Annotated in this window: 20 protein-coding genes and 5 pseudogenes; 10 read left to right on the forward strand and 15 right to left on the reverse strand. The window is 42.1% G+C overall.

Going from position 1 to position 21,852, the window contains the following annotated elements; genetic code table 11:
• Positions 1–170 precede the first annotated feature (170 nt).
• Positions 171–801: pseudogene (locus F972_RS15055) on the reverse strand (TonB-dependent receptor plug domain-containing protein); the annotation flags it as partial.
• Positions 802–1,009: 208 nt separating this feature from the next.
• On the opposite strand from F972_RS15055, the gene mutM reads away from it, so the two are divergent.
• Genes mutM through F972_RS04325 form a run of 3 tightly spaced genes read left to right on the forward strand, consistent with a single transcriptional unit; the run spans position 1,010 to position 2,566 of the window.
• Complete coding sequence (gene mutM / locus F972_RS04315) at positions 1,010–1,828, forward strand: bifunctional DNA-formamidopyrimidine glycosylase/DNA-(apurinic or apyrimidinic site) lyase (protein WP_004764080.1); 819 nt, start codon at positions 1,010–1,012, stop codon at positions 1,826–1,828.
• Positions 1,829–1,859: 31 nt separating this feature from the next.
• Positions 1,860–2,150, forward strand: coding sequence for a peptidylprolyl isomerase (locus F972_RS04320; protein WP_004764083.1), 291 nt, complete (start codon positions 1,860–1,862; stop codon positions 2,148–2,150).
• Entirely contained in the window at positions 2,147–2,566 is a 420-nt protein-coding gene (locus F972_RS04325; protein ID WP_004764085.1) for a hypothetical protein, read from the forward strand. The genes F972_RS04320 and F972_RS04325 overlap by 4 nt, the downstream gene beginning before the upstream one ends.
• A 7-nt stretch (positions 2,567–2,573) precedes the next feature.
• Here F972_RS04325 and F972_RS04330 read toward each other — a convergent pair whose 3' ends face one another.
• The 3 genes from F972_RS04330 to typA all read right to left on the reverse strand — a co-directional run bounded on the left by F972_RS04330 (position 2,574) and on the right by typA (position 5,550).
• A complete protein-coding gene (locus tag F972_RS04330) occupies positions 2,574–2,903 on the reverse strand; it encodes a gamma-glutamylcyclotransferase family protein (protein WP_004764088.1) in 330 nt (109 codons plus the stop codon).
• Between the two features lie 148 nt (positions 2,904–3,051).
• Positions 3,052–3,471 (reverse strand): large conductance mechanosensitive channel protein MscL, encoded by a 420-nt coding sequence (gene mscL, locus F972_RS04335; protein WP_004764090.1) that lies wholly within the window; start codon positions 3,469–3,471, stop codon positions 3,052–3,054.
• A gap of 243 nt (positions 3,472–3,714) precedes the next feature.
• A complete protein-coding gene (typA, locus tag F972_RS04340; RefSeq protein ID WP_004681681.1) occupies positions 3,715–5,550 on the reverse strand; it encodes a translational GTPase TypA in 1,836 nt (611 codons plus the stop codon).
• Positions 5,551–5,727: 177 nt separating this feature from the next.
• On the opposite strand from typA, the gene F972_RS04345 reads away from it, so the two are divergent.
• From F972_RS04345 to F972_RS16005, 6 genes and pseudogenes are all read left to right on the forward strand, one after another.
• Positions 5,728–7,086 carry a uracil-xanthine permease family protein gene (locus F972_RS04345; RefSeq protein WP_004681682.1) on the forward strand — a complete coding sequence of 453 codons (1,359 nt, stop codon included), beginning with the start codon at positions 5,728–5,730 and terminating at the stop codon, positions 7,084–7,086.
• A gap of 62 nt (positions 7,087–7,148) precedes the next feature.
• Positions 7,149–8,174 (forward strand): methyltransferase, encoded by a 1,026-nt coding sequence (locus F972_RS04350; protein ID WP_004756048.1) that lies wholly within the window; start codon positions 7,149–7,151, stop codon positions 8,172–8,174.
• 278 nt (positions 8,175–8,452) lie between these two features.
• Positions 8,453–9,665, forward strand: a pseudogene (locus F972_RS04355) (amino acid permease); the annotation flags it as partial.
• A gap of 320 nt (positions 9,666–9,985) precedes the next feature.
• Positions 9,986–10,234: pseudogene (locus tag F972_RS15060) on the forward strand (lysine transporter); the annotation flags it as partial.
• A 255-nt stretch (positions 10,235–10,489) separates the two neighbouring features.
• Positions 10,490–11,695 (forward strand): RtcB family protein, encoded by a 1,206-nt coding sequence (locus tag F972_RS04360; RefSeq protein WP_004681688.1) that lies wholly within the window; start codon positions 10,490–10,492, stop codon positions 11,693–11,695.
• 4 nt (positions 11,696–11,699) lie between these two features.
• Entirely contained in the window at positions 11,700–11,861 is a 162-nt protein-coding gene (locus tag F972_RS16005; protein ID WP_004678308.1) for a hypothetical protein, read from the forward strand.
• A gap of 48 nt (positions 11,862–11,909) precedes the next feature.
• Here F972_RS16005 and omp38 read toward each other — a convergent pair whose 3' ends face one another.
• Both omp38 and F972_RS04370 read right to left on the reverse strand, forming a co-directional pair.
• Positions 11,910–12,968, reverse strand: a complete 1,059-nt coding sequence (gene omp38, locus F972_RS04365; RefSeq protein ID WP_004764096.1) for an outer membrane protein Omp38 — start codon at positions 12,966–12,968, stop codon at positions 11,910–11,912.
• Positions 12,969–13,328: 360 nt separating this feature from the next.
• Positions 13,329–13,944: pseudogene (locus F972_RS04370) on the reverse strand (IS982 family transposase).
• A gap of 82 nt (positions 13,945–14,026) precedes the next feature.
• Between F972_RS04370 and F972_RS15750 the strand changes: the two are divergent.
• Positions 14,027–14,918: pseudogene (locus tag F972_RS15750) on the forward strand (IS3 family transposase); the annotation flags it as partial.
• Between the two features lie 252 nt (positions 14,919–15,170).
• Here the strand turns inward: F972_RS15750 and yjgA are convergent.
• From yjgA to mazG, 9 genes are all read right to left on the reverse strand, one after another.
• On the reverse strand, positions 15,171–15,707 hold the full coding sequence (gene yjgA / locus F972_RS04380; RefSeq protein ID WP_004764102.1) for a ribosome biogenesis factor YjgA: 537 nt from the start codon (positions 15,705–15,707) through the stop codon (positions 15,171–15,173).
• Positions 15,708–15,709: 2 nt separating this feature from the next.
• A complete protein-coding gene (locus tag F972_RS04385; protein WP_004678316.1) occupies positions 15,710–15,979 on the reverse strand; it encodes an HPr family phosphocarrier protein in 270 nt (89 codons plus the stop codon).
• The gene (gene rapZ, locus F972_RS04390; protein ID WP_004764104.1) at positions 15,976–16,827 is read right to left on the reverse strand and encodes an RNase adapter RapZ; all 852 of its coding nucleotides are present in this window, start codon (positions 16,825–16,827) and stop codon (positions 15,976–15,978) included. The genes F972_RS04385 and rapZ overlap by 4 nt, the downstream gene beginning before the upstream one ends.
• Positions 16,828–16,854: 27 nt before the next feature.
• Complete coding sequence (gene panC, locus F972_RS04395) at positions 16,855–17,700, reverse strand: pantoate--beta-alanine ligase (protein WP_004760828.1); 846 nt, start codon at positions 17,698–17,700, stop codon at positions 16,855–16,857.
• 3 nt (positions 17,701–17,703) lie between these two features.
• Positions 17,704–18,513, reverse strand: a complete 810-nt coding sequence (panB, locus tag F972_RS04400) for a 3-methyl-2-oxobutanoate hydroxymethyltransferase (protein ID WP_004764106.1) — start codon at positions 18,511–18,513, stop codon at positions 17,704–17,706.
• A 39-nt stretch (positions 18,514–18,552) separates the two neighbouring features.
• Positions 18,553–19,041, reverse strand: a complete 489-nt coding sequence (gene folK / locus F972_RS04405) for a 2-amino-4-hydroxy-6-hydroxymethyldihydropteridine diphosphokinase (RefSeq protein ID WP_004764107.1) — start codon at positions 19,039–19,041, stop codon at positions 18,553–18,555.
• Entirely contained in the window at positions 19,038–20,495 is a 1,458-nt protein-coding gene (gene pcnB / locus F972_RS04410) for a polynucleotide adenylyltransferase PcnB (protein ID WP_004764109.1), read from the reverse strand. Before pcnB ends, folK begins: the two co-directional genes overlap by 4 nt.
• 139 nt (positions 20,496–20,634) lie before the next feature.
• Positions 20,635–21,063: a ComEA family DNA-binding protein gene (locus F972_RS04415; RefSeq protein WP_004760823.1), complete on the reverse strand. Its 429-nt coding sequence runs from the start codon at positions 21,061–21,063 to the stop codon at positions 20,635–20,637.
• Positions 21,032–21,838, reverse strand: coding sequence for a nucleoside triphosphate pyrophosphohydrolase (mazG, locus tag F972_RS04420; RefSeq protein WP_004764112.1), 807 nt, complete (start codon positions 21,836–21,838; stop codon positions 21,032–21,034). The genes F972_RS04415 and mazG overlap by 32 nt, the downstream gene beginning before the upstream one ends.
• Positions 21,839–21,852 lie beyond the last annotated feature (14 nt).

Genomic DNA, 21,852 nt, shown 5'->3' on the forward strand with positions numbered 1-21,852 from the left:
AATGATCGCAAGCATGATGAGCGAAAAGCACTTTAAATGTGACTTGTTCCATTTTAGAGATTTGTTTAAGATAAGATATAACTCATTGAGATGTGTCATAGTATTCGTCGTTAGAAAACAATTATTGTGACATTATTTCAATGAGTTATCTATTTTTGTCGTGTACAGAGACTAATGATATAACTCGGCTCATTTTGCTTGTCCGTCCCTCCTTGTAATATCAAACCCGCACGATTTTTATGATGACTTCCTCCAGCATAACTCATTTCAATAGAATCTTTACCTTGCCCTTCTTTGGTCGTTGCCAGAATTGCGCCACCCGATGAGTTTCCGTACAGGGAAGAAAATGGCCCAGTTAGAACTTCAAGATGATCCAAGCTACTCAAGTCAATATTAGAGGTCTGCCCCTGCCCATCAGGCATGGTTGCAGGAATACCATCAGTATATAAACGGATTCCCCTTACCTCAAAAGTAGAACGGGCACCAAAACCACGCATCGAAAGCTGTAAATCCTGCGCGTAGCTCTCTCGGTTGCGTAGCTGGATGCTCGGAATCCCTTTAACCAGTTCAGTCAGGTTGACCTGGGCAGATTGATCTGCTTTAGGGCTTTCAATACGGAAAATTGAAAGCTGGTGTTTCCATATAGGTGGTATTGGTACGGGTTGCCTCGACTTTAATTGGGATAAGTTGCTGTATTGGCTGTGTCTCTATATCAACTTTAGCAGCCCATACCAAGGAGCTATTCAACCCCATACTTACCGCAACACAACCGTATAAAAAATTCAGTTTAATTAAAGGCATAGAAATTCCTTATGGACCTGAAATATAAGAAAGCAATTTTCAAAGACAAGCATGAGTTATTTTAATATTGATCTTATCTCATTGGGATTCACTAAAATGATCAAAAACTAGTATTTATCAACCTTAGCAAATAAAATTAAAGGTCGATATTATTGTAAGTAAAACATTTGCCCTCATTGTATTGTTGTTGAAACAACTTGAGCTCACTATGCCCGAACTTCCAGAAGTTGAAACCACAAAAACCAGTTTACTGCCGCTTTTAGAGCAACGTGTACAAGCTATAAGAGTACACAATCCTAGTTTGCGCTGGCCTATCCCTGATGATCTTGAAAAATTAATTGGTCAACGTTTAATTCAACTCAAACGTCGTTCCAAATATATTTTGGCTGAATTCGAACAAGATCAAATGCTTTGGCATTTAGGCATGTCAGGTAGTTTTCGCTTGTGCCAACCCAGTGACGAATTGCGGAAACATGATCATTTAATTATTGATTTTGAAGATATTCAACTGCGCTATCATGATCCACGTCGTTTTGGCTGTATTCTTTGGCTAGATCAGGACAATCAGTCCAAGCTTATTGACACACTTGGTCCAGAACCTTTAAGTGAAGATTTTAATGCTAATTATTTGTTAAAAAAGTTAAATAAGAAAAATGTTGGTATTAAAATTGCGCTTATGGATAATCATGTGGTGGTGGGGGTAGGCAATATTTACGCAACTGAAAGTCTATTCAATATTGGAGTTCATCCTGCACAACCTGCTTCAACGTTAACCCAGGCACAAGTTGAAAAGTTGGTAATTGAGGTCAAGCGTATCTTGAAACAAGCGATTGATCTTGGCGGTTCCACTTTACGCGACTATAGTAATGCGATGGGTGAAAATGGTTATTTCCAACAAACGCTGCTTGCTTATGGTCGTGCAGGTGAAATGTGTGTCAACTGTGAAACTACGCTGGAAAATTTAAAACTGGGGCAACGTGCCAGTGTATTTTGCCCACAATGCCAGCCCTTAAATAAGAAAGCTTAGGTATTTCCATGTTTGCTCAAGGAGAGCGATTATGCAGACTGCAATTGTTCGACATATTCTGGTCAAAGATAAGGATTTGGCTGAACAACTGAAAAAACGCATTCAATCAGGTGCTGATTTTGCCAAAATTGCCAAGCAATATTCAACCTGCAACTCGGCAAAACGTGGTGGTGAACTCGGTGAAGTGAAAAAAGGGCAGCTTGTTTCTGTGATCGACAAACTGGTTTTTACTGCCGCGGAGAGAGTCTTACACGGTCCAATTAAAAGCCAGTTTGGTTTTCATCTGGTTGAAATTAAATTTCGTATGGAGGGATTGAGATGACCCCAATTAAACTTGAGCCTATAAACTACTCATCACTCAATGCAAAAGCTCAAGAAACGTATAACTTTCATAAAATGGCAGCAATACTCGCTGATTATGGCTATAACTGCTTATGGCTCAATGATGATTGGAACGGTGCAGATTGCATTGCTGTACATATAAGCGGTCTTTCAGATGCCAAAATCCAACTTAAAGGCTGTATTTCATTTGCACAAAAATATCGAGGAAAAAACCTTTATATTGCTTTCTTTGAATTAGGCGATTTATACATTTACCCACACGATCTAGTATTAGACCAAGTAGAAAGTTTTATTGCCGACCAAACATGGTTAGCGAAAGGTACTTATTTTCAAACCAAAATTACCAAAAGATTTGCACAAATAATCGCACCTTATAAAGTTCCTAAAATGAAATAGCCTATCTTTACATTTCCTTCATCACATAAGTCCAAGCTTGGATTTTCTCACCCGAGTCAACGCTCACATCAACGACCACCCTTTCATATTGAAACCCTTCAAAATCATCCAGCATTTGCCAATTTTCTGCCAATTTTTCAGTGCTAAATAAATAGCCTTCAACCAATGAATCTTTATCATTCAGAATAATTGCAGGTAAACCTTTGTCTGGTCCCCAATCTAAAATATGAATTGTGCCGTGTACCGATGCTTTTTGCCAATCTCCACCAATTCTACCCAAAATATGTGCATTTTCTCGGTTTGGGCAAAGTGTGCCATAGACAAATAGTTGGTTCATGATTGCTGTTCCATTCAAATATGCACAATATTTTAAAGTCAAATCTTGCAATTTTCCATGTAAAAGCTTGCGTTCCAAATATGGAATTATCTATTTCCAATAAAAAACGGCATTTTTAAATGCCGTTTTTTATGAAAATAATCAGTACTTATTTTTTCAAAGAGTCTCTAATTTCACGTAATAATTGAATATCTTCAGGTGTAGGCGCTGGTGCTGCTTCTTCTTGTTTACGCATACGGTTCATTACTTTCACCATAAGAAACACAACCCATGCCAAAATAATGAAATTAATAAAGATGGTTAAGAAATTACCATAGGTTAAAACATTGACACCAGCTTTCGTTAATTGATCTAACGACTGTAAATTATTTGGATTGTCTCCTAGCACAATAAACTTCTGCGTAAAATCAACACCCCCACCAGTAATAACTGAAATAAGTGGCATGATGATATCTTTCACTAATGAATCAATAATTTTACCAAATGCACCACCAATGATGACACCAATGGCAAGATCCATCATATTACCTTTGATAGCAAACTCTTTAAATTCTTGAATAATACTCATCTATAACTCTCCAGAGTTGAACTTAATCGCAACCCATTTTTACATTGTTTATTACACAGGTGCGGCTATGGCATGATGTTGATAATTTAATATTTTTATCAAAAAAGAAAGCTATTTCACACTTTAACAACACTTTTTATTTTAATAAAAATATGTGCTTAAGCATCTCTCGGCCATTAAGTCTACGCAATGAAAAAACCGCTAAATAGAATTAGCGGTTTTTTCTTTTTCAGTTAAGAAAAATTATTTATCACGATTACGTTTACGTTCGTTTTCAGTCAAGTAACGCTTACGAATACGAATTGATTTTGGTGTTACTTCAACTAGCTCATCATCTTCAATGAATTCAAGCGCTTGTTCAAGCGTATATTCCAGTGCAGGTGTTAAAGTCAATGCTTCATCAGTACCAGATGCACGGACGTTGGTGAGCTGTTTCGCTTTAGTTGGGTTAACAACCATATCGTCTGAACGGGAGTTAATACCAATGATCATGCCTTCATATACTTCAAGCTGTGGTTTAGCAAATAAACGACCACGGTCTTGAAGTGTAAATAATGCATAGCCCAGGCAAGTACCTTGAACCATAGAGATCAACACACCGTTTTGACGCTTCGCCACAGTACCTGCTTTTGCTGGACCGTAATGTGAGAAGCTTGATGTCATAATCCCTGTACCAGAAGTCATGGTTAAGAATTCAGAACGGAAACCAATCAAACCACGTGAAGGTACAGTCGCTTCAATACGGATACGACCTTTACCATCAACTTCCATATTGGTCATTTCACCTTTACGGAAGCCCATTTGTTCCATAACTGAACCTTGATGCTGTTCTTCAACATCAAACGTTACATTTTCGTATGGCTCTTGTTTTTCACCATCGATTTCTTTCATGATGACTTGTGGACGAGAAACACCCATCTCGAAGCCTTCACGACGCATGTTTTCAATCAATACTGAAAGGTGAAGTTCACCACGACCAGAAACCTTGAAACGGTCTGGACTATCCGTATCTTCAACACGTAATGCCACATTGTGAATCAATTCGCGGTCAAGACGTTCACGAATATTACGTGAAGTCACGAATTTACCTTCTTTACCCGCAAATGGTGAGTTGTTCACCTGGAATGTCATCGAAACTGTAGGTTCATCTACAGACAATGGCGGTAACGCTTCAACATTTTTCGGATCACAAATCGTGTCAGAAATGTTTAATGCATCAATACCTGTAATACAGATGATATCGCCTGCTGATGCAGATTCAACATCAACACGCTCTAAACCGTGGTAACCCATAATTTTAAGGATACGACCGTTACGTGTCTTACCTTCTTTATCAATTACAGTCACTTGGGTGTTTAACTTTACAGAACCACGTTGAATACGACCAACACCGATCACACCTACGAAACTGTTATAGTCAAGTGATGAAATCTGCATCTGGAATGGACCATCAACATCAACGGCTGGTGGTTCTACGATATCTACAATTGTTTGGAACAATGGTGTCATATCATCAGCAAGTTCCTCTGGTGATGGACCTGCAACACCACGAAGACCTGAAGCATAAACGATTGGGAAATCCAATTGCTCATCAGTTGCACCCAAGTTATCAAATAAATCAAATACCTGATCAATAACCCAATCACAACGAGCACTTGGCTTGTCAACTTTGTTAATAATTACGATTGGCTTCAAACCACGTGCGAACGCTTTTTGCGTTACGAAACGAGTTTGTGGCATCGGACCTTCCTGAGAGTCAACCAGAAGCAATACGCAGTCAACCATCGACATTACACGTTCAACTTCACCACCGAAGTCGGCGTGTCCTGGGGTGTCAACGATGTTGATGCGATATTCAGTGTTGGTACGTGCATCTAACCATTTGATTGCAGTGTTTTTTGCAAGAATGGTAATACCACGTTCAGACTCAAGCGCGTTAGAATCCATAACACGTTCAATCTCGCCTGCGCGATCACCAAGAGCACCTGATTGTTGTAAAAGTTTGTCTACAAGAGTCGTTTTACCATGATCGACGTGCGCAATAATGGCAATGTTACGGAGAGTTTTAATATCTGACATGTAAAATTCGATACGCTTTAAATTTGAGGGCAAATTATACAGAAGAATCCTAAACTTTAGTAGTGACAGTTTATTGACAGAGTACTTTTTTTCTGACGAAACGTTACAGAATCGTTGGTAAAGTAGGCCAACTCTATTAGAATATTCCACTAATGCTTATCGCTTTTTTATACTCCCATGCCAAATTCCCAACCTCAACAACAGCTTGATCTGGTCTATGGACTCAATGATCAACCGAAACCTTTTGTTGCATTTTTAGCCGCATTACAGCATCTTTTGGCAATCCTAGTGCCTATCGTAACCCCAGGGTTATTGATCTGTCTGGCACTTGGCGTGTCCCGCGAAGACACCAACATGATCCTGTCCATGTCATTGATTATTTCAGGGATTGCGACCTTTTTACAGTGCAAAAAAGTTGGACCATTTGGTGCAGGATTGCTGATTGTGCAAGGGACCAGCTTCAATTTTATTGGTCCGATCATTGGGATTGGCAGTGCCATGGTTGCAGCAGGGACATCCGTTGAACAGGTGATGGCAGCTATTTTTGGGGTGGTAATTGCGGGTTCATTCATCGAAATGGGTGTCTCCAGAATTCTACCCTGGGTTAAAAAGCTGATTACTCCACTTGTGACAGGCATTGTGGTTTTGCTGATTGGCTTAACCTTGATTAAAGAAGGTTTGATCAGCATGGGCGGTGGTTATACTGCGATGCAGGACAATACCTTTGCCAATGCAGATAACCTGATCATGTCCTGTACTGTGCTGGGAATTATTATTCTACTCAATCGTATCCGTATAATTTGGGTGAAAAGTTCAGCAATTTTAATTGCTTTGGTCATTGGTTATATCCTTGCTGGATTTATGGGACATTTAAACTTTTCTGTGTTGCAGGATGCGCCACTGATCCAGATTCCCATCCCAATGCACTTTGGATTAAGCTTTTCATGGAGCCTGTTTATTCCAATGGCATTTATCTATTTGGTCACTTCACTGGAAGCGATTGGTGATGTGACCGCCACCAGTAAAATTTCCAATCAGCCTGTTGATGGTCCAATCTGGATGCAACGAATTAAGGGTGGTGTATTGGTCAATGGTGCGAACTCATTTCTGGCGGGTATTTTCAATACATTCCCAAGTTCTGTGTTTGCTCAAAACAATGGTGTCATTCAACTGACAGGGGTCGCAAGCCGTTATGTCGGGATCTGGATTGCCATGCTGCTAATTATTTTGGGACTATTCCCTGCTGTTGCAGCGGTCATTCAGGCTGTACCCCAAGCTGTGCTCGGTGGTGCGGTAATGGTGATGTTCGGTGCTGTTGCTGCGTCTGGAATCAATATCCTTGCCAGCATCCAGTTAGACCGCCGCGCTTTGCTGATTATTGCGATTTCACTTGCATTAGGTTTAGGTGTAGCACAAGTTCCACAAATCCTTGAACATCTTCCTGAATTATTCAAAAACATTTTCAGCTCAGGTGTTGCAACGGGTGGTATTGCCGCGTTGATTTTAAATATTGTTTTACCTGAAACTCAAAAATAGTCTTTTAACCATCGTAATTGCCCAGTTTCACCACTGGGCTTTGTTTTTGATGAGAGATCAAAATGGATCCACGTAGTGAAGTCGTTTTACGACAACAAGATTATTTAAATGGGCAAGTTTTACTGATTAATGCGCCCAACGACCAACTCGCCAAAAATTTACCTAGTCAAGTACAAGCGTCTGTCTGGACTTGGAATTATGCTGATCATCAAGGTTTTCAAAGCGGTGGTATAAATTCATATTTTTCAGTTGAGTTTCCACAAGCAAGTTTTGATCAGGTTGTTATTTTCGTTCCAAAATCTAAAGAGTTATTGAATTATATTCTTCATGTCGTGGTTAGCCAGTTAACACTCGGTCAAAGCGTATTTTTAGTAGGTGAAAAAAAAGGCGGTGTTGAACGTGCTGCAAAACAGCTGTTGCAGTATGGCAAAGCTTTCAAACTTGACAGCGCACGTCATTGTCAACTTTGGCACATGAAAATTGAAAAGACTGAAATACACAAACCACTTGACCATTGGTTAAAAAACTATATTGTGCAAGTCAATCAAGAACAGCTCGAAATCTGTGCTTTACCGGGTGTATTTAGTCAAGACCATTTAGATGTCGGTACAGCCGTACTATTGCCTTACCTGAATCAAATAAAATCAGGCAAGATTGCCGACTTTGGTTGCGGTGCTGGAATTATTAGTGCTTATTTAGCCAAACTTAATCCAAACCAGCACATTTTTGCACTTGATGTTGATGCATTTGCATTACGCTCCACTGAACTGACCTTTCAACGAAACGGTTTAAATTTAACACAGCTACATCTACAGCCTGTCACAGGTTTTGTTGATGCACCTAAAGATCTAGATGCCATCGTCAGTAATCCACCTTTTCATCAAGGTATTCATACCAATTACGATGCAAGTGAAGAACTCTGCCAATTGGCGAAAAAGCATCTGAAAAGCTCAGGTGAACTATGGATCGTGGCTAATCGTTTTCTAAATTATCCACCTCTGATTGAGCAGAGCTTTGGTCAATGTCTTGTGAAAGCAGATCAACAGGGATTCAAGGTGTTATATGCCTGTGCAAACAGGGTCAGCTGATACTTTATCTATGGTTGCGGCAGAGAATATTTTTTAGGCGGTATAAGGCATGGGTGATGAAATTTAGTGATTCTAAATGAATCAGCCATAACGCTATAGCGGCAAAAAATATTCCTGCCCCGAAGGGTTATGGTTGAAATTCCCTCACTCTTCGTTATGAAACTTAGTAATAGAGTCGCTATTACTTTCGTTTCATGCCTTGATTGATGAAATTTCAGCCTATAACGCAACCCATATATAAAGTGTCAACAGACCCTTATACAGTTTAAGGAATTTTTATGAGCGATACATCTGCTCCCCAGCATCTCCAGCGTAAGCTTGGGGCACGCCACCTAAATATGATTGCCATTGGCGGTTCAATTGGCACAGGCATTCCTTGCTTCGGGTTCTACCATTGCCACCGCAGGTCCAGGTGGTGCGTTATTGGCATATGCTTTAATTGGTATCATGATTTATTTTCTGATGACCAGTCTGGGAGAACTCGCCACCCATAACCCAAGCTCTGGTGCATTCTTTACCTATGGCAGCCGCTATGTCGAAGAGGGTTTTGGTTTCGCACTGGGTTGGAACTACTGGTATAACTGGGCAATTACTGTTGCTTTTGAATTGGTTGCGGTACAGTTCATTATGAAATTCTGGTTTCCTGAGATTGCAGGTTTTTACTGGAGTGCCATTTTCCTTGCCGTGATTTTTGGCATTAATGCCATGACCGTCAAAGGCTTTGGTGAAAGCGAATTCTGGTTTTCCATGATTAAAGTGGTTGCGATTATCGTCTTTATCATCATTGGGATTGCCATGATTGTAAAAATCATGCTTACACCTGATGTATCGGTATGGAGCAACTGGACCAAGGGGGATGCGCCTTTTGTGGGGGGGCTGCAAGCCCTGGTCGGGGTCGCCATGATTGCGGGATTCTCTTTTCAGGGCACTGAAATGGTGGGCGTTGCCGCAGGTGAATCCAAAGACCCAAAGAAAACCATTCCATTGGCGATTAAACAGATTTTCTGGCGGATTTTGCTGTTCTATATCCTGTGTATTTTTATCATTGGTACATTGGTCAGCTATGATAATCCACTGTTATTACATGCAGCCGAAAGTGAAAATATTGCCCTGTCACCCTTTACCTTACTGTACGAAAAAGCGGGCTTGGCCTTTGCCGCAGGCTTAATGAATGCGGTGATTCTGAGTGCGATTTTATCTGCGGGTAACTCTGGGATGTACTCCTCTACCCGCATGCTGTTTGATATGGCAAAAGAGGGGCGTGCGCCAAAATGGTTTTCCAAACTGGATACTCGTGGCGTTCCCATGAATGCCTTGTATGCAACCACAGCCGTTGCGGCGCTCTGTTTCCTGACCACTTTTATTGGCGAGCAACAGGTTTTTAACTGGTTGTTGAATATGTCAGGCATGTGCGGATTTATCGTCTGGCTCGGCATTGCCATTTCACACTACCGTTTCCGCAAAGGCTATACAGCACAGGGCTTTGACATCCTCCCCGACCTAAAGGACGGGGATTCCTACTGCTAGATGGCAATGTCCTGCCACGAAACAGATACTATAGTTCTCTGCTTCTTATTCCAATGTAGTCCTACCTTTCGGATTGCAAAGAGTGCACGGATTACAATGGGGAAAACTGTTTTTTTCGTGTTGTATCAGTCTGCTGACTAAAAATATACAACGTAATTATCATAGCACATGGATTACTAGATTCAAATGTTTTTAGCAATCCTAGCTAATCCCCACAAGGGGGACTAGCGGATTGCAGCCTTATATCCTCGGGCTAAACCCCGAGGTTTTACGGCTATTCGGATAAAATCATAGACCTTGCCTACCGTGCCAAGTTCTTCCCATTCGCACCTTGGTTTGCATTTATTCTTTGTTCAGTCATTATTTTAGGTCAAAATTATCAGGCAGTTCTGGGTGGCAAAATTGACTGGTTAGGCTTACTTTCAACCTATATCAGCATTCCATTATTCCTGATCATTTGGTTAGGCTATAAATGGAAACATAAAACCAAACTGATTGCCTACAAAGACATGAATGTGAAAGAGGGCGAATAAAAAACCATTTTTTACTTGACCATTATGAAAATTTGAGTAAAATTCACGCTCATATTTTCAACGGCACTATTTTATAGGAGGACAACATCATGCCATTACTACAAGGAATAACTTACTAAGGTTTGGCACGTTGTCGTCTCACGGACAAGTGACAAATCTGCTGATCACTTGTCCGAATGCTTTATTAGACCTGGCATTCGCTAGGTTTTTTTACGCCTATTCGGACAGAAAAATTAAAATGACCGAGATAAGAAAATGGGCATACAAAAAATTCTCAATGCAGAAGCGCATTATGGCGTTCCAGTGAAAATATTCACCAACGACATTGATAGCGACAGTATTGAACAACTCAAGAAAATGGCCCAACTGCAATTTATTTATTCACATATTGCTGTCATGCCAGACGTGCATGTGGGTAAGGGTGCAACCGTTGGCAGCGTGATTCCAACCAAAAACGCGATTATTCCTGCGGCGGTAGGTGTGGATATTGGTTGTGGCATGAATGCAGTTCGACTCAACCTCAAGGCATCCCAATTACCAGACAATCTTGCACCGTTACGGCATGCAATTGAACGCAAGGTGCCTGTCGGCTTTGAATTGCACAAGCAAATCAAAGCCAAGGCTTCCAGCATTATTCCATTGGAAAAACGCTTGCAGCCGATCATTCAAAAACATCCAGGCTTGGTTCGGATGTTGCGAAAGTTTGATGCAACCTGGCAAAAACAACTCGGTACTTTAGGTGGTGGCAACCATTTTATTGAGCTATGTCTGGATGAAAATCAGGATGTCTGGATCATGCTGCATTCAGGTAGTCGCGGCTTGGGTAATGTGATTGGCACCTATTTTATCGAACTGGCAAAGAAAGAAGCACAGCACCGTTTTGGTCATGTCCCTGACAAGGATTTAAGCTACTTTGCTGAGGGTTCAGCCAGTTTCAATGACTATGTGGAAGCAGTGGAATGGGCACAAAACTATGCTTTTGAGAATCGTCGGGAAATGATGCGACTAATTCTGGAAGCCATTCGCCCACTTCTCCCCCCCTTTCAAATGACTAAAGAAGCGATTAATTGCCACCATAACTATGTCAGTCGGGAGAATCATTTTGGCGAAGATTTATTAATTACCCGTAAAGGCGCTATTCGGGCAGGTCAGGATGAACTCGGTATCATCCCAGGTTCAATGGGTGCTCGCTCTTATATTGTTAAGGGCAAGGCAAATCCTGAATCATTCTGTTCATGCTCACATGGTGCGGGACGGAAAATGAGTCGCAACAAGGCAAAACTCTTGTTTAGTCAAGATGATTTGATTCAACAAACCCAAGGGATTGAATGTCGTAAAGATGCAGGGGTGATTGATGAAATTCCAAGTGCATACAAAGACATTGATCAGGTCATGGCAAACCAGTCTGACTTGATTGAAATTGTACATACACTCAAACAAATTTTATGTATTAAAGGCTAAGACGATGAAACTTAAAGATATGCCAAAAATTAAGGCTCGCAATCCTGTTGCACTCTCTCCCTTACTTCACAAGGGAGGCATTCATGAAAGCGAAAAACCGAAAGCCCAACATCGTAAGGAACGTAAAGATACCAAAAAGTTCCTGAACAAAACTGCTTGGCTCTAGTAAAAAAGCGGCTCAATTGAGCCGCCCTTTCATATCATCAAGACTCAATTACTGAGCTTGTTGACCTGGTTGTACAACAACAGTACGGCTACCAGTGATCGCAGCGAATACGCGACGGTTCATAGCACGACCTTCTTTAGTCTTGTTGTCTGCAATCGGTTGATCCCAAGCGAAGCCTTGAGTTGATAAACGAGATGCATCAACATTGTATTCATTCACAAGTGCAGACTTAACAGAGTTGGCACGAGCTAAAGATAAACGTTCGTTCAACTTACGTGGACCCGTGTTGTCTGTGTGACCTTCAATGCGAGCAGTTGCGTTCGGGAATTCACCCAATTTCTCTGCTACTTTCGCAATTTCAGACTTGTACTGCGGCTTGATGTCTGACTTGTTGGTATCAAAGAACACACGAAGTTCCATGTTAAGGTCTTCAGTCATCTCTTGTGGCTGTGGCTGAACTGGTACTGGTGTAGGTTCAACTGGAGCAACTTCAACTACTGGTGCAGCAGGCTTCAAATGACCACCTAAAACCACGTTTAAACCAGCAAGCGCAGTGTAGCTCCAAAATTTCTCATCGAAATCATAAGTACCACGAGCTTCGGTACGAAGGGACAAGGCATCATTTAAACGCCAGAAAGCACCGATACCAGCATTACCTAGAGTACCTTCTTCTTTCAAACCACGACCAACACGACCTAACTCTGCTTCATTAGCATCAGTAAAAGAGTATTTGTAATGACCAGCACCTAACAATACATATGGCTTGATTTTGCTGTCATAGTTTTTAGTGATCAAATCAGAAGTAACATAGAAGTTACCGTTGATTTGTTGTTGCTTATATTCAGAGTTAGCAGCAAGGCTGTCAACATCACCTTTAACTTGGTTATATTCAACTTCGAAACCTAACCAAGGTGTTAATTCAATACCCAATGCAGCACCAACAAATAAATCATCCTGCAACTCAGCAGAGCTTGTTAATTTGTCATTGTTGTGTTGGGTATCATACTTTGTATAACCAAGCATTAATGGAGTAACTGTCACACCCGCATTAGCAGCAGCTAAAGGAGCAGCAACAAGCATAGCAAGTGCAATACGACTCAGTTTCATGGATATCCTCCAGAGATAAAAATTATTTAAGCTTGCTCTAGTAATTTTTTGAACACTGATGACTTATTCTACCTGTCTCAGTCATTCATTTCACGTTGAATCATACAAACACTTGAGAAATTTTCCAAGCATTTAGCAATATTTAGCCCTCGACTCTCGAAAGATATTATCCCCCACTCAAGATAGCAGCTAAGTAAATTTTCATGCAACGTTGTTCTAGCGCATGAAGTCTATCATTTTTTAATCAAAAATCAAAAACTTTTCAATAAGACTAAACAATTCCAACATTTCTTTCAAATATAGAACAAGACTTTTTCTGCTCGTTTTATTAATGATTCACTTATGTAACGTGAATTCGGTTTAAGCAGATTTTAATTCAATCGGTTTTTTAAAATCTGCTGAATCCCAGACTTATATCCATTTACAAACATCAAAGCATATAATGTTAAAGCAGCAAATATTGTAGTCAGTAGCCCTATTTTTGATCTGTGGCGAGTATGTTCAAGATCAAACTGGCTTTTCATCAGATGAGAGCTTCAATCATTCCTCGTTTTCTTAATACTGCACTATCAAAAGCATCCAGGGATTGGGGTTTCATATTTCTTTTTACTCGTGTGAGGAGTTGAACACCGACTTCCGCAAGACGAGATCTCCAATTCTTACCCACATAGCCACGATCACCAAACAATTTACCTGTGAGTTGTGAATGTTCAATTAGATCGGGCAATACTTTACGATCATCTACGTTACCCGTTGTAATACAATAAGAAATTAAGCGTCCGATATGATCACAAATCAAATGAATCTTAAAACCATAAAACCAGCCGACAGAAGTTTTCCCCCGAGTTGCACTATCGGCAAATACACGATTAATCTTGCCACAAGTGAGCATGTATTGCTCAACCTGCTCTGAAATATCAGTGCAGAAATCATCAATTAGGCAGAAAAGTGTTGTAAGCGGTGTGTCGATAGGCATTTTGAGATCATTGTTTTTTGTCATGATTAAATTTTGACTTAAATGCCTATCCTTTTACAACTTCCTTATCCCGAATTCACGTTTTTTTAGAAAGTGTGTTGAAGAAACTGGTCCGCTTCAACCACAAAAGTTAATCGACGACTCACTTCAGATTTCAGTATCTAAGCAAGCTAAACTGCTGAAAGTCTCCCGTGGTTGTTATATTATCGCCCAAAACCTGCGAGTGCATCAGATCTGAAGCTGATGCGCTGTATGGATGAATTACATATGCAATATCCTTTTGCAGGTAGCCGTATGATGCGTGATTTGTTGAATCGTCAAGGACATCATATAGGACGACGTCATACACGTACTTTAATGAAGAAAATGGGCATTAATGCGTTATATCGTAAACCAAATCCAAGTCAGGCCAATCAAGCTCAGCGTAAATATCCATATCTGCTCAAAGGATTGAGTATTCAGCGGAGTAATCAAGTGTGGTCTACGGATATAACATATATCCCAATGGCAAAAGGCTTTGTTTATTTATGTGCTGTGATTGATTGGCATAGCCGCAAGGTACTTGCGCATAGGGTATCGATGAGTATGGAGATGGATTTTTGTATTTCGGCTTTAAATGAAGCGATTAAAAAATATGGCCGACCTGAAATCTTTAATACAGACCAAGGCAGTTAGTTCACCAGTGATGCATTTATTGATGTATTGAAAACAAATGACATTCAAATCAGCATGGATGGTAAACTTGCGCAGTATACTGCTCATGGATTGATAATGTGATGGTTGAACGGTTATGGAGAAGCGTTAAATATGAGCAGGTGTATCTCAAAGCCTACAGCAATGTTTTGGATGCGAAGAAGCAATTAAACGCATATTTTGAATTTTATAATGTGAAACGACCTTATTCGAGTCTGGACAAAATGACTCCAGATGAGTTTTACTATGACCAGCTACCACAACAAAATAAGCTAGCTTAACTAGAGCAGAATATCACTTATAAATAAGCTTTTAGTTGTTCAAACATGTGGGACCACCTCTGTCTGGTTATTTGTAGTCATAAATTTAAGTCCCCACTTGTTTTTAAGTGGGGACTAAATTAAGGCTTAAAGGCTTATAGGACGAATTCATAAGGTGTGTTCATCGGACGCTTACTTTTATGTGCTCAATTTGAGTGAATTTCGAACAGAATTTACAAGAATATTTTGTTTTGAGACACACTCTTTGGAGCTTTAACCCTGATCTGATAACAAGGCCACTTGCTGTACATAGTTGACAAATTTGCGTTTAGAGGCCTCAAGCTCCTCCTCACTGACCTGCTGCTTGATATCCCGATGAATACGCAGTACATGCTGGCGTAGGGTATGACGTTCAGAGGCGTTAAACACCTTGCTGAACTCGTTAATAATTGGATCACCCTGATCAATCATTCGGTCTACCCAACGCATCAGTTGCATTTGTTTCTTCGCGCCCTGCTGCGGCGTTAAATAGGATAAAATGATGCTTTCATCCTCATTGCGAAGCAACTTGCCCACACGCTGGAACTGGCGACGACGTGCCTCAAATGAGCTGATCTTCTGCACTTCAAGCAATGCGTCAATTAGGCGCTCATCGACAGGAAGTTTTTGAATCTGCTTTGGATTGAGTTGAGCCAGTTGCTCACCCAAGGCTGCCATACGCTGAACCGCCTTTTTTTGCTCGGTTCGACTCGCACGCCCTTCTAATGACTCAAAATCTTCATCGGTATAACGCTGGGGTCCACGTGCCACTATTACTCTGCCTCGTAAAATTTTGCTGCGAACAGCGTTTGAATTTCTTCCAGTGCCTTGTCTTCATCGGCACCGTCAATCACCAGTCTTAGTGTGGTGCCCTTACCCGCACCCAGCATCAACAATGACATAATATTCTTTGCATCAACCAGCTTGTCGCCCTTGCCAATTTGTATGGAGGAACGAAACCTAGTGGTCACCTCGATCAGTTTACCAGATGCACGTGCGTGTAAGCCGAGTTTATTAATTACATCAATTGTTGTGTCTATCATGACCAGTGCTTCATTTCTCTATGTAAGATTTGGACAGTCCATTTTGCCTCAAGGGCCTGCTTGAGTCTATCCACAATATAAACCGAACGGTGCTGCCCACCCGTACATCCCACTGAAATGGTCATGTAATGGCGATGCCCCTCTGCGAAAGCGGGCAACCACTTTTCCAGAAAGCGATAGATATCTTCAAACATCTCGTTGGTTTGCTGACTACCCTCTAAAAAGCGGCGCACAGGTTCATCCAAACCTGAAAAACGGCGCAGTTCCAAATCCCAGTGTGGATTAGGCAGATGACGTACGTCAAACACATAATCCGCATCCAGCGGAATGCCATGCTTATAGCCAAATGATTGCAGTATCACGATCAACTTGTCCGACTGACCCAGTTTGGACAGCAGGATATGCTTTAAATCATGGACACTTTTATCTGTGGTATCGATATGCACGGTGGAACGGAACTGGATCGGAATCAGAAGCTGTTTTTCTTCCTGTATGCACTGCAACAGGCTGTTAAAACGGTTTGCCAGCGGATGCGGCCTACGTGAGGCGCTAAAGCGGGAAACCAGATCCTGATCCTGGGTAGTCAGGTAAATGATATCGACCGTACCGTGTTTTTGCAATTGTTCAAAAACATGGTCAAACTCCTGCATATCGGCACGGGTGCTACGGATATCAACGCCCAGAGCCAACTGCTCAAGATTATTCTCATAATCCAGTTTCGACACAATTTCAGGCAACAACGCCAAAGGCAGGTTATCTATACAGTAATAGCCCAAGTCTTCAAGCACCTGTAATGCAGAGGATTTTCCTGAGCCTGATTGTCCTGTCACGATAAGAATACGCTTCATGACGTTTACCCTTTTTATTTTCTAGTTTTAAGTTTTAAAGTCGACCTGTAGGTTATCAATCAAACGTGTTGTACCCAGTTTTGCCGCAACAAATAAAACCACATTTCGATCAAACTGCGCAATTGGCTGTAAATTTGTTTGACGGGCCTCCACATAATCGACAACAAAGCCTGCCTGTGTCAATTGGTTAGAGATACTTTCCAGTACCTGCGCAAGTGCCTGCCCCTCATGCAGTTGCTGTTCGGCTTGCTTGAGCAGTTGGTAAATCGTGGGTGCAATCGCGCGTTGCTGTTCAGATAAATAACCATTACGGGAACTTAAAGCCAAGCCATCTTCAGCACGGACAATAGGCACACCAATCACTTCCAGTGGCATGTTCAGGTCCTGCACCAACTGGCGAATGACCGCCAGCTGCTGGTAGTCCTTTTGCCCAAAGAACGCGAAATCAGGCTGTACGATGTTAAACAGTTTGGTCACCACAACAGCAACCCCATCAAAATGACCTGGACGTGATTTACCACACAGGTCATCGGTAATTTGACCGACACTGATATTGGTCAAGCGTGGCTGTGTGCCATACATCTGCTCTACAGAGGGTGCAAAAATAATGTCGCAATCCACATCCGCCAGTAAACGGCTATCCTGCTCCAAAGTACGTGGATAACTGTCAAAGTCTTCACCCGCGCCAAACTGAATCGGATTGACAAAAATGCTGACCACCACCACATCACAGATTTTCTTTGCGGCACGCACCAAGGTCAGGTGACCTTCATGCAGGTTGCCCATGGTGGGTACAAAACCAATCAGCTTTTTTGTGCTTCGTGCAGGAGCAAGTGATGCGGTCAAGCCTTGTATGGTGGTTTCTGTTTTCATGGATTACAGCTCAACTTGAAAAGTATGTTCTTTTGCAGGGAAAGACTGGTCCTGAACAGCGGCATGATAGGCCTTAAAGGAATCCAGAATTGCGGTTTCACCAGACTGTTCTTTTATGAAGTTACGCACAAAACGCGCAACGCGACCAAAAGTTAAACCCAGCATGTCTTGTACAACCAAGACTTGTCCATCAGTTTCATTGCCCGCGCCAATCCCAATCACAGGGGTATTTGGAAATAGTTCAGCGATTTCCTTGCCTAACTGAGCTGGAACACACTCTAATAATAATACCGCAGCACCTGCATCAACCACAGCTTGGCAATCCGCAATTAATTGATCTGCTGCTTCACGCGTTCGTGCTTGAAGTTTATAGCCACCGAATACGTGTACTGATTGTGGTGTTAAACCCAAATGCACGCAGACAGGAATACCATTACGTGTCAAAACTTGGACTAATTCACTTAACCAAGCACCGCCTTCAATCTTGACCATTTGTGCGCCTACTTGCATCACGGCTTTAGCATTTTTTAAACCATCTTCAAGCGTTGCATAACTCATAAATGGTAGATCAGTCATAATTAAAGCGTGCGAATTACCACGACGTACGGCTGCTGTATGGTAAGCCATGTCTTCAACTGTCACAGGAAGTGTGGAATCTCTTCCTTGAATCGCCATTCCTAGAGAATCACCGATTAAAATCGTATCAATTTCAGCCAATTCCATCGCTTTCGCCATACTTGCATCGTAACAGGTAAGGCATGAGAACTTGCGTCCCTCGGCTTTAAACTTTCTTAAGTCACTTAGACTAATCATGATGATGTCCTCTACAGGCGTTTCCAGAACGAAACAGTCTTAAGCGTTTGCCCAAGACTGGTCTGCGATTACAGTCAAGCTTGCTTGCTGCACCAGTTCTAAATCTTTTAATGGATGGCCATTTAACTGTAAATGAGCATCTAAATCTAATAATGGAATCACGACAAAATCACGTTCTAAAATACCAATGTGTGGTACAGTCAAACGTTCATTTTGAATCTGCTCTTGACCATAAATCAATAGATCCAAATCAAGCGTGCGCTCTCCCCATCGCCTTAAACGAATACGACCTGCTTCTTGCTCAAATTGTTGTAATTGATCCAGTAAGGCTAAAGGCTCAAGTGCTGTATCCAGTTGCACGACCGCATTTAAATAATTAGGTTGATCCTGTGGACCCATCGGTAGGCTTTGATAAAGTCGGGAAACCTGAACTGGTCCCAAACCTGCCAACCTGGCAACTGCTTCACGCAAAATCTGCTGCGAATCACCCAGGTTACTTCCCAACCCAATATAGGTACGAATGGTCATTGCGTTGGCCCAAAAACCACTTGGCTTAAATCACGTTTTACCCGTTTGCGCTTGAGAATTGGATGATCAGCACCAACCTGGCTGGAATCACCTGAAGCCTTTTCCATAAAACGGGGGGTGGACTCATCCGACCTGACACGTTCTTTTCTGCCACGAAGACTTTTCGGCTCAGGCACATTGACCAAAGGCTCAATTTCTGTCACTTTAGGCTCATCAACAACCTCAGTGGCCTTACGGCGTGTTTTACTACGTTGACGGTTGTATTGACGAATTGCGACTTCTTTCTGATCGATTGACATTTCTTGGTAAGCTTCCCACCACATGCCCATGCCCTCGGTACTGCTATCACCCGATTTTTCACGCAGCAGCAGGAAGTCAAAGCCTGCACGGAAACGCGCATGTCCAGCCAAGGCTTCGATCTGCTGTGGTTTTGGATTAAGCAAACGGGTTTGCATTTCCCATACTTCACGAATAAAAGTTTCAGCAAACCGCGGAATAATGGTGCGGGTTGCCTGACGTTTCAACACATCAAGCCCAGCCTGTGCACGGGCCTCCGCTGGCACCACACCTTTATTTAGATAAAAATCGCAGCGCTCTAAAAATGGCTTCCATAGCAACACCGCATAGAAAAAAGCAGGGTTGATGGTCTTACCAATTTGAATTCGTTGATCAGTATTTTTAGCTGCACGTTCGATGAAAGCTGTTAGATTTGGTGGAATTTCAGCAAACAACTGTTTCCAAACACCAAACTCAATCAGCATTGGTAAAACCTGGGTCAGGTGTCCCATGGTAAATAATTTTTGTGACTCGTCATATAAACGGTGCGGTGAAACATCCCGCAGCAACTGCGTCATCTCAACACTGAAAACATCAAGAATGGATTGATCAATCTGGAAATTCAGTTTTGCGGCAAAACGCAAGGCCCGCAGCATGCGTACAGGGTCTTCCTCAAAGCGCTGGGCAGGCTCCCCCAGAAAACGCAGCGTACGGGTTTTAATATCATCAACCGCATGGCAAAAATCGAGTACGATGCCTTTACGGGGCTGATAATACAGGGTATTGATCGAAAAATCTCGACGAGCAAAATCCTGCTCAATCGTTCCCCAATTATTGTCACGAAGAATCATTCCAGATGCACTGGCCACCGCTTTTTTCGGAGGTGCACGGAAAGTCGCCACCTCAATCAGCTCACGGCCTGAGTAGACATGCGCCAACTCAAAACGCCGTCCAATAATTCGGCAACGTCGCCCAAAAACTTCTTTCACCTGAGCTGGGGTAGCATTGGTGACTGCGTCAAAATCCTTTGGATTAAGACCTAACATCATATCGCGAACACTGCCACCCACAATATATGCCTCATAGCCAGCTTTGTTCAGGCTATCAATCACATCGAGAATTGAGGGAGGAAGTTGAGCTGTGGACAGACCACATTTTGACGCGCGCAAGGTTTGCAAAAGACAGTGTCTCCTACGTCAGGACGTAAATAACAATTTGTCGCTAATCATAGCTCCAACCCACACAAAGGGCAATTTATTCTGTTGAAGTTTCAACAGATCATGCCTCTTTATTAGCGACACCATTTCAGAATTTCCCTTAAAGCATCAGCCGTGCCTTGTTTTTTTCCAGCAACTTTGGCCCAATCCCTTTCACATTCACCAATTCATCTATGGTTTTAAATCCGCCATTCTTTTGGCGATATTCCACAATGGCCTGTGCCTTTTTCTCACCTACACCATTCAGGGTCTGTAACTGCTGTACATTTGCCTGATTGAGGCTAATTTTATCACCCTGCTGATTTACAGAAGATGAAACAGGCTTTGAGCTGGTTTGCTGTGTTGGACGTGATAGATAATAATTGTTGTTAGGCTGTTTCGCCAACTGCTGATCCCGTGCCTGCTGCTGGGCTTTCCATTGGCCATAAGACTGGTCAAACTGCTGCGCATGCAGATGAGAAAGGCACCCCACACATAAAAGAATCAATAAAACAGCGTTATATTTGCTGCACGGATGTGGCAAGGTCATTGGTTTGCTCCTCAAGTTTTAATTGTCGTTTTGCTTGCTCCCAAAGTTCATCCATTTCTGCCAAACTCATTTCCTGCAAGTCTTTGTGTTGTCGTTGTGCCTGTTGTTCAATAAAAGCAAAGCGGCTTCTAAATTTATGAATTGTCGCCAACAAGGCGGTCTCACTCGACAGCCCAAGTTTACGTCCTACATTAATTAAAGAAAATAGACAGTCGCCAAATTCTTCTTGTATTTTATCGACTTCCTGCGTTGCAATTACCTCCTGTAATTCTTCCAGTTCTTCGTCCAGCTTTGCATAGGCATCTTTTACCGTTTCAAAATCGAATCCAAGCTGGGCTGCTTTGTTCTGAATCTCATGTGCCTGTACCAAGGCGGGTGCATGCTTGACTTCATCCAGACGTGACTGTGGTTTACCCTGCTTTTCCTGCTGCTTGATCTGTTTCCATAATTCGCTGACCTGCTCAGGGTTTAGGTTTTGATCGTGTTCCGACTGAAACACGTGCGGATGACGGCGGATCAGTTTTTCACTAATCGCATCGACCACATCATGAAAATTAAATGCACCCTGCTCACTGTACATTTGCGACTGGAACACCACCTGTAGCAATAGGTCACCCAGCTCATTGCGGATTTGATCTACATCGCCCTCCCGAATGGCCGCCTCCACCTCATAGGCTTCCTCAATCGCATAACGGGTCAGGCTTTCAGGTGTTTGCTGCTGATCCCATGGACATTTTTGTCTTAACTCCTGCATGATTGCCAATAACTTTTCCATGATGATCTCCAAAC

Source organism: Acinetobacter sp. CIP 102529 (genome assembly GCF_000368325.1).
Classification (GTDB): domain Bacteria; phylum Pseudomonadota; class Gammaproteobacteria; order Pseudomonadales; family Moraxellaceae; genus Acinetobacter; species Acinetobacter parvus.

Bases quoted from the DNA above. Each gene is read 5' to 3' on its own strand.
- mutM (WP_004764080.1), top strand. From the start codon at position 1,010: ATGCCCGAACTTCCAGAAGTTGAAACCACAAAAACCAGTTTACTGCCG.
- F972_RS04320 (WP_004764083.1), top strand. From the start codon at position 1,860: ATGCAGACTGCAATTGTTCGACATATTCTGGTCAAAGATAAGGATTTG.
- F972_RS04325 (WP_004764085.1), top strand. From the start codon at position 2,147: ATGACCCCAATTAAACTTGAGCCTATAAACTACTCATCACTCAATGCA.
- F972_RS04330 (WP_004764088.1), bottom strand. From the start codon at position 2,903: ATGAACCAACTATTTGTCTATGGCACACTTTGCCCAAACCGAGAAAAT.
- mscL (WP_004764090.1), bottom strand. From the start codon at position 3,471: ATGAGTATTATTCAAGAATTTAAAGAGTTTGCTATCAAAGGTAATATG.
- typA (WP_004681681.1), bottom strand. From the start codon at position 5,550: ATGTCAGATATTAAAACTCTCCGTAACATTGCCATTATTGCGCACGTC.
- F972_RS04345 (WP_004681682.1), top strand. From the start codon at position 5,728: ATGCCAAATTCCCAACCTCAACAACAGCTTGATCTGGTCTATGGACTC.
- F972_RS04350 (WP_004756048.1), top strand. From the start codon at position 7,149: ATGGATCCACGTAGTGAAGTCGTTTTACGACAACAAGATTATTTAAAT.
- F972_RS04360 (WP_004681688.1), top strand. From the start codon at position 10,490: ATGGGCATACAAAAAATTCTCAATGCAGAAGCGCATTATGGCGTTCCA.
- F972_RS16005 (WP_004678308.1), top strand. From the start codon at position 11,700: ATGAAACTTAAAGATATGCCAAAAATTAAGGCTCGCAATCCTGTTGCA.
- omp38 (WP_004764096.1), bottom strand. From the start codon at position 12,968: ATGAAACTGAGTCGTATTGCACTTGCTATGCTTGTTGCTGCTCCTTTA.
- F972_RS04385 (WP_004678316.1), bottom strand. From the start codon at position 15,979: ATGATAGACACAACAATTGATGTAATTAATAAACTCGGCTTACACGCA.
- rapZ (WP_004764104.1), bottom strand. From the start codon at position 16,827: ATGAAGCGTATTCTTATCGTGACAGGACAATCAGGCTCAGGAAAATCC.
- panC (WP_004760828.1), bottom strand. From the start codon at position 17,700: ATGAAAACAGAAACCACCATACAAGGCTTGACCGCATCACTTGCTCCT.
- panB (WP_004764106.1), bottom strand. From the start codon at position 18,513: ATGATTAGTCTAAGTGACTTAAGAAAGTTTAAAGCCGAGGGACGCAAG.
- folK (WP_004764107.1), bottom strand. From the start codon at position 19,041: ATGACCATTCGTACCTATATTGGGTTGGGAAGTAACCTGGGTGATTCG.
- F972_RS04415 (WP_004760823.1), bottom strand. From the start codon at position 21,063: ATGACCTTGCCACATCCGTGCAGCAAATATAACGCTGTTTTATTGATT.
- mazG (WP_004764112.1), bottom strand. From the start codon at position 21,838: ATGGAAAAGTTATTGGCAATCATGCAGGAGTTAAGACAAAAATGTCCA.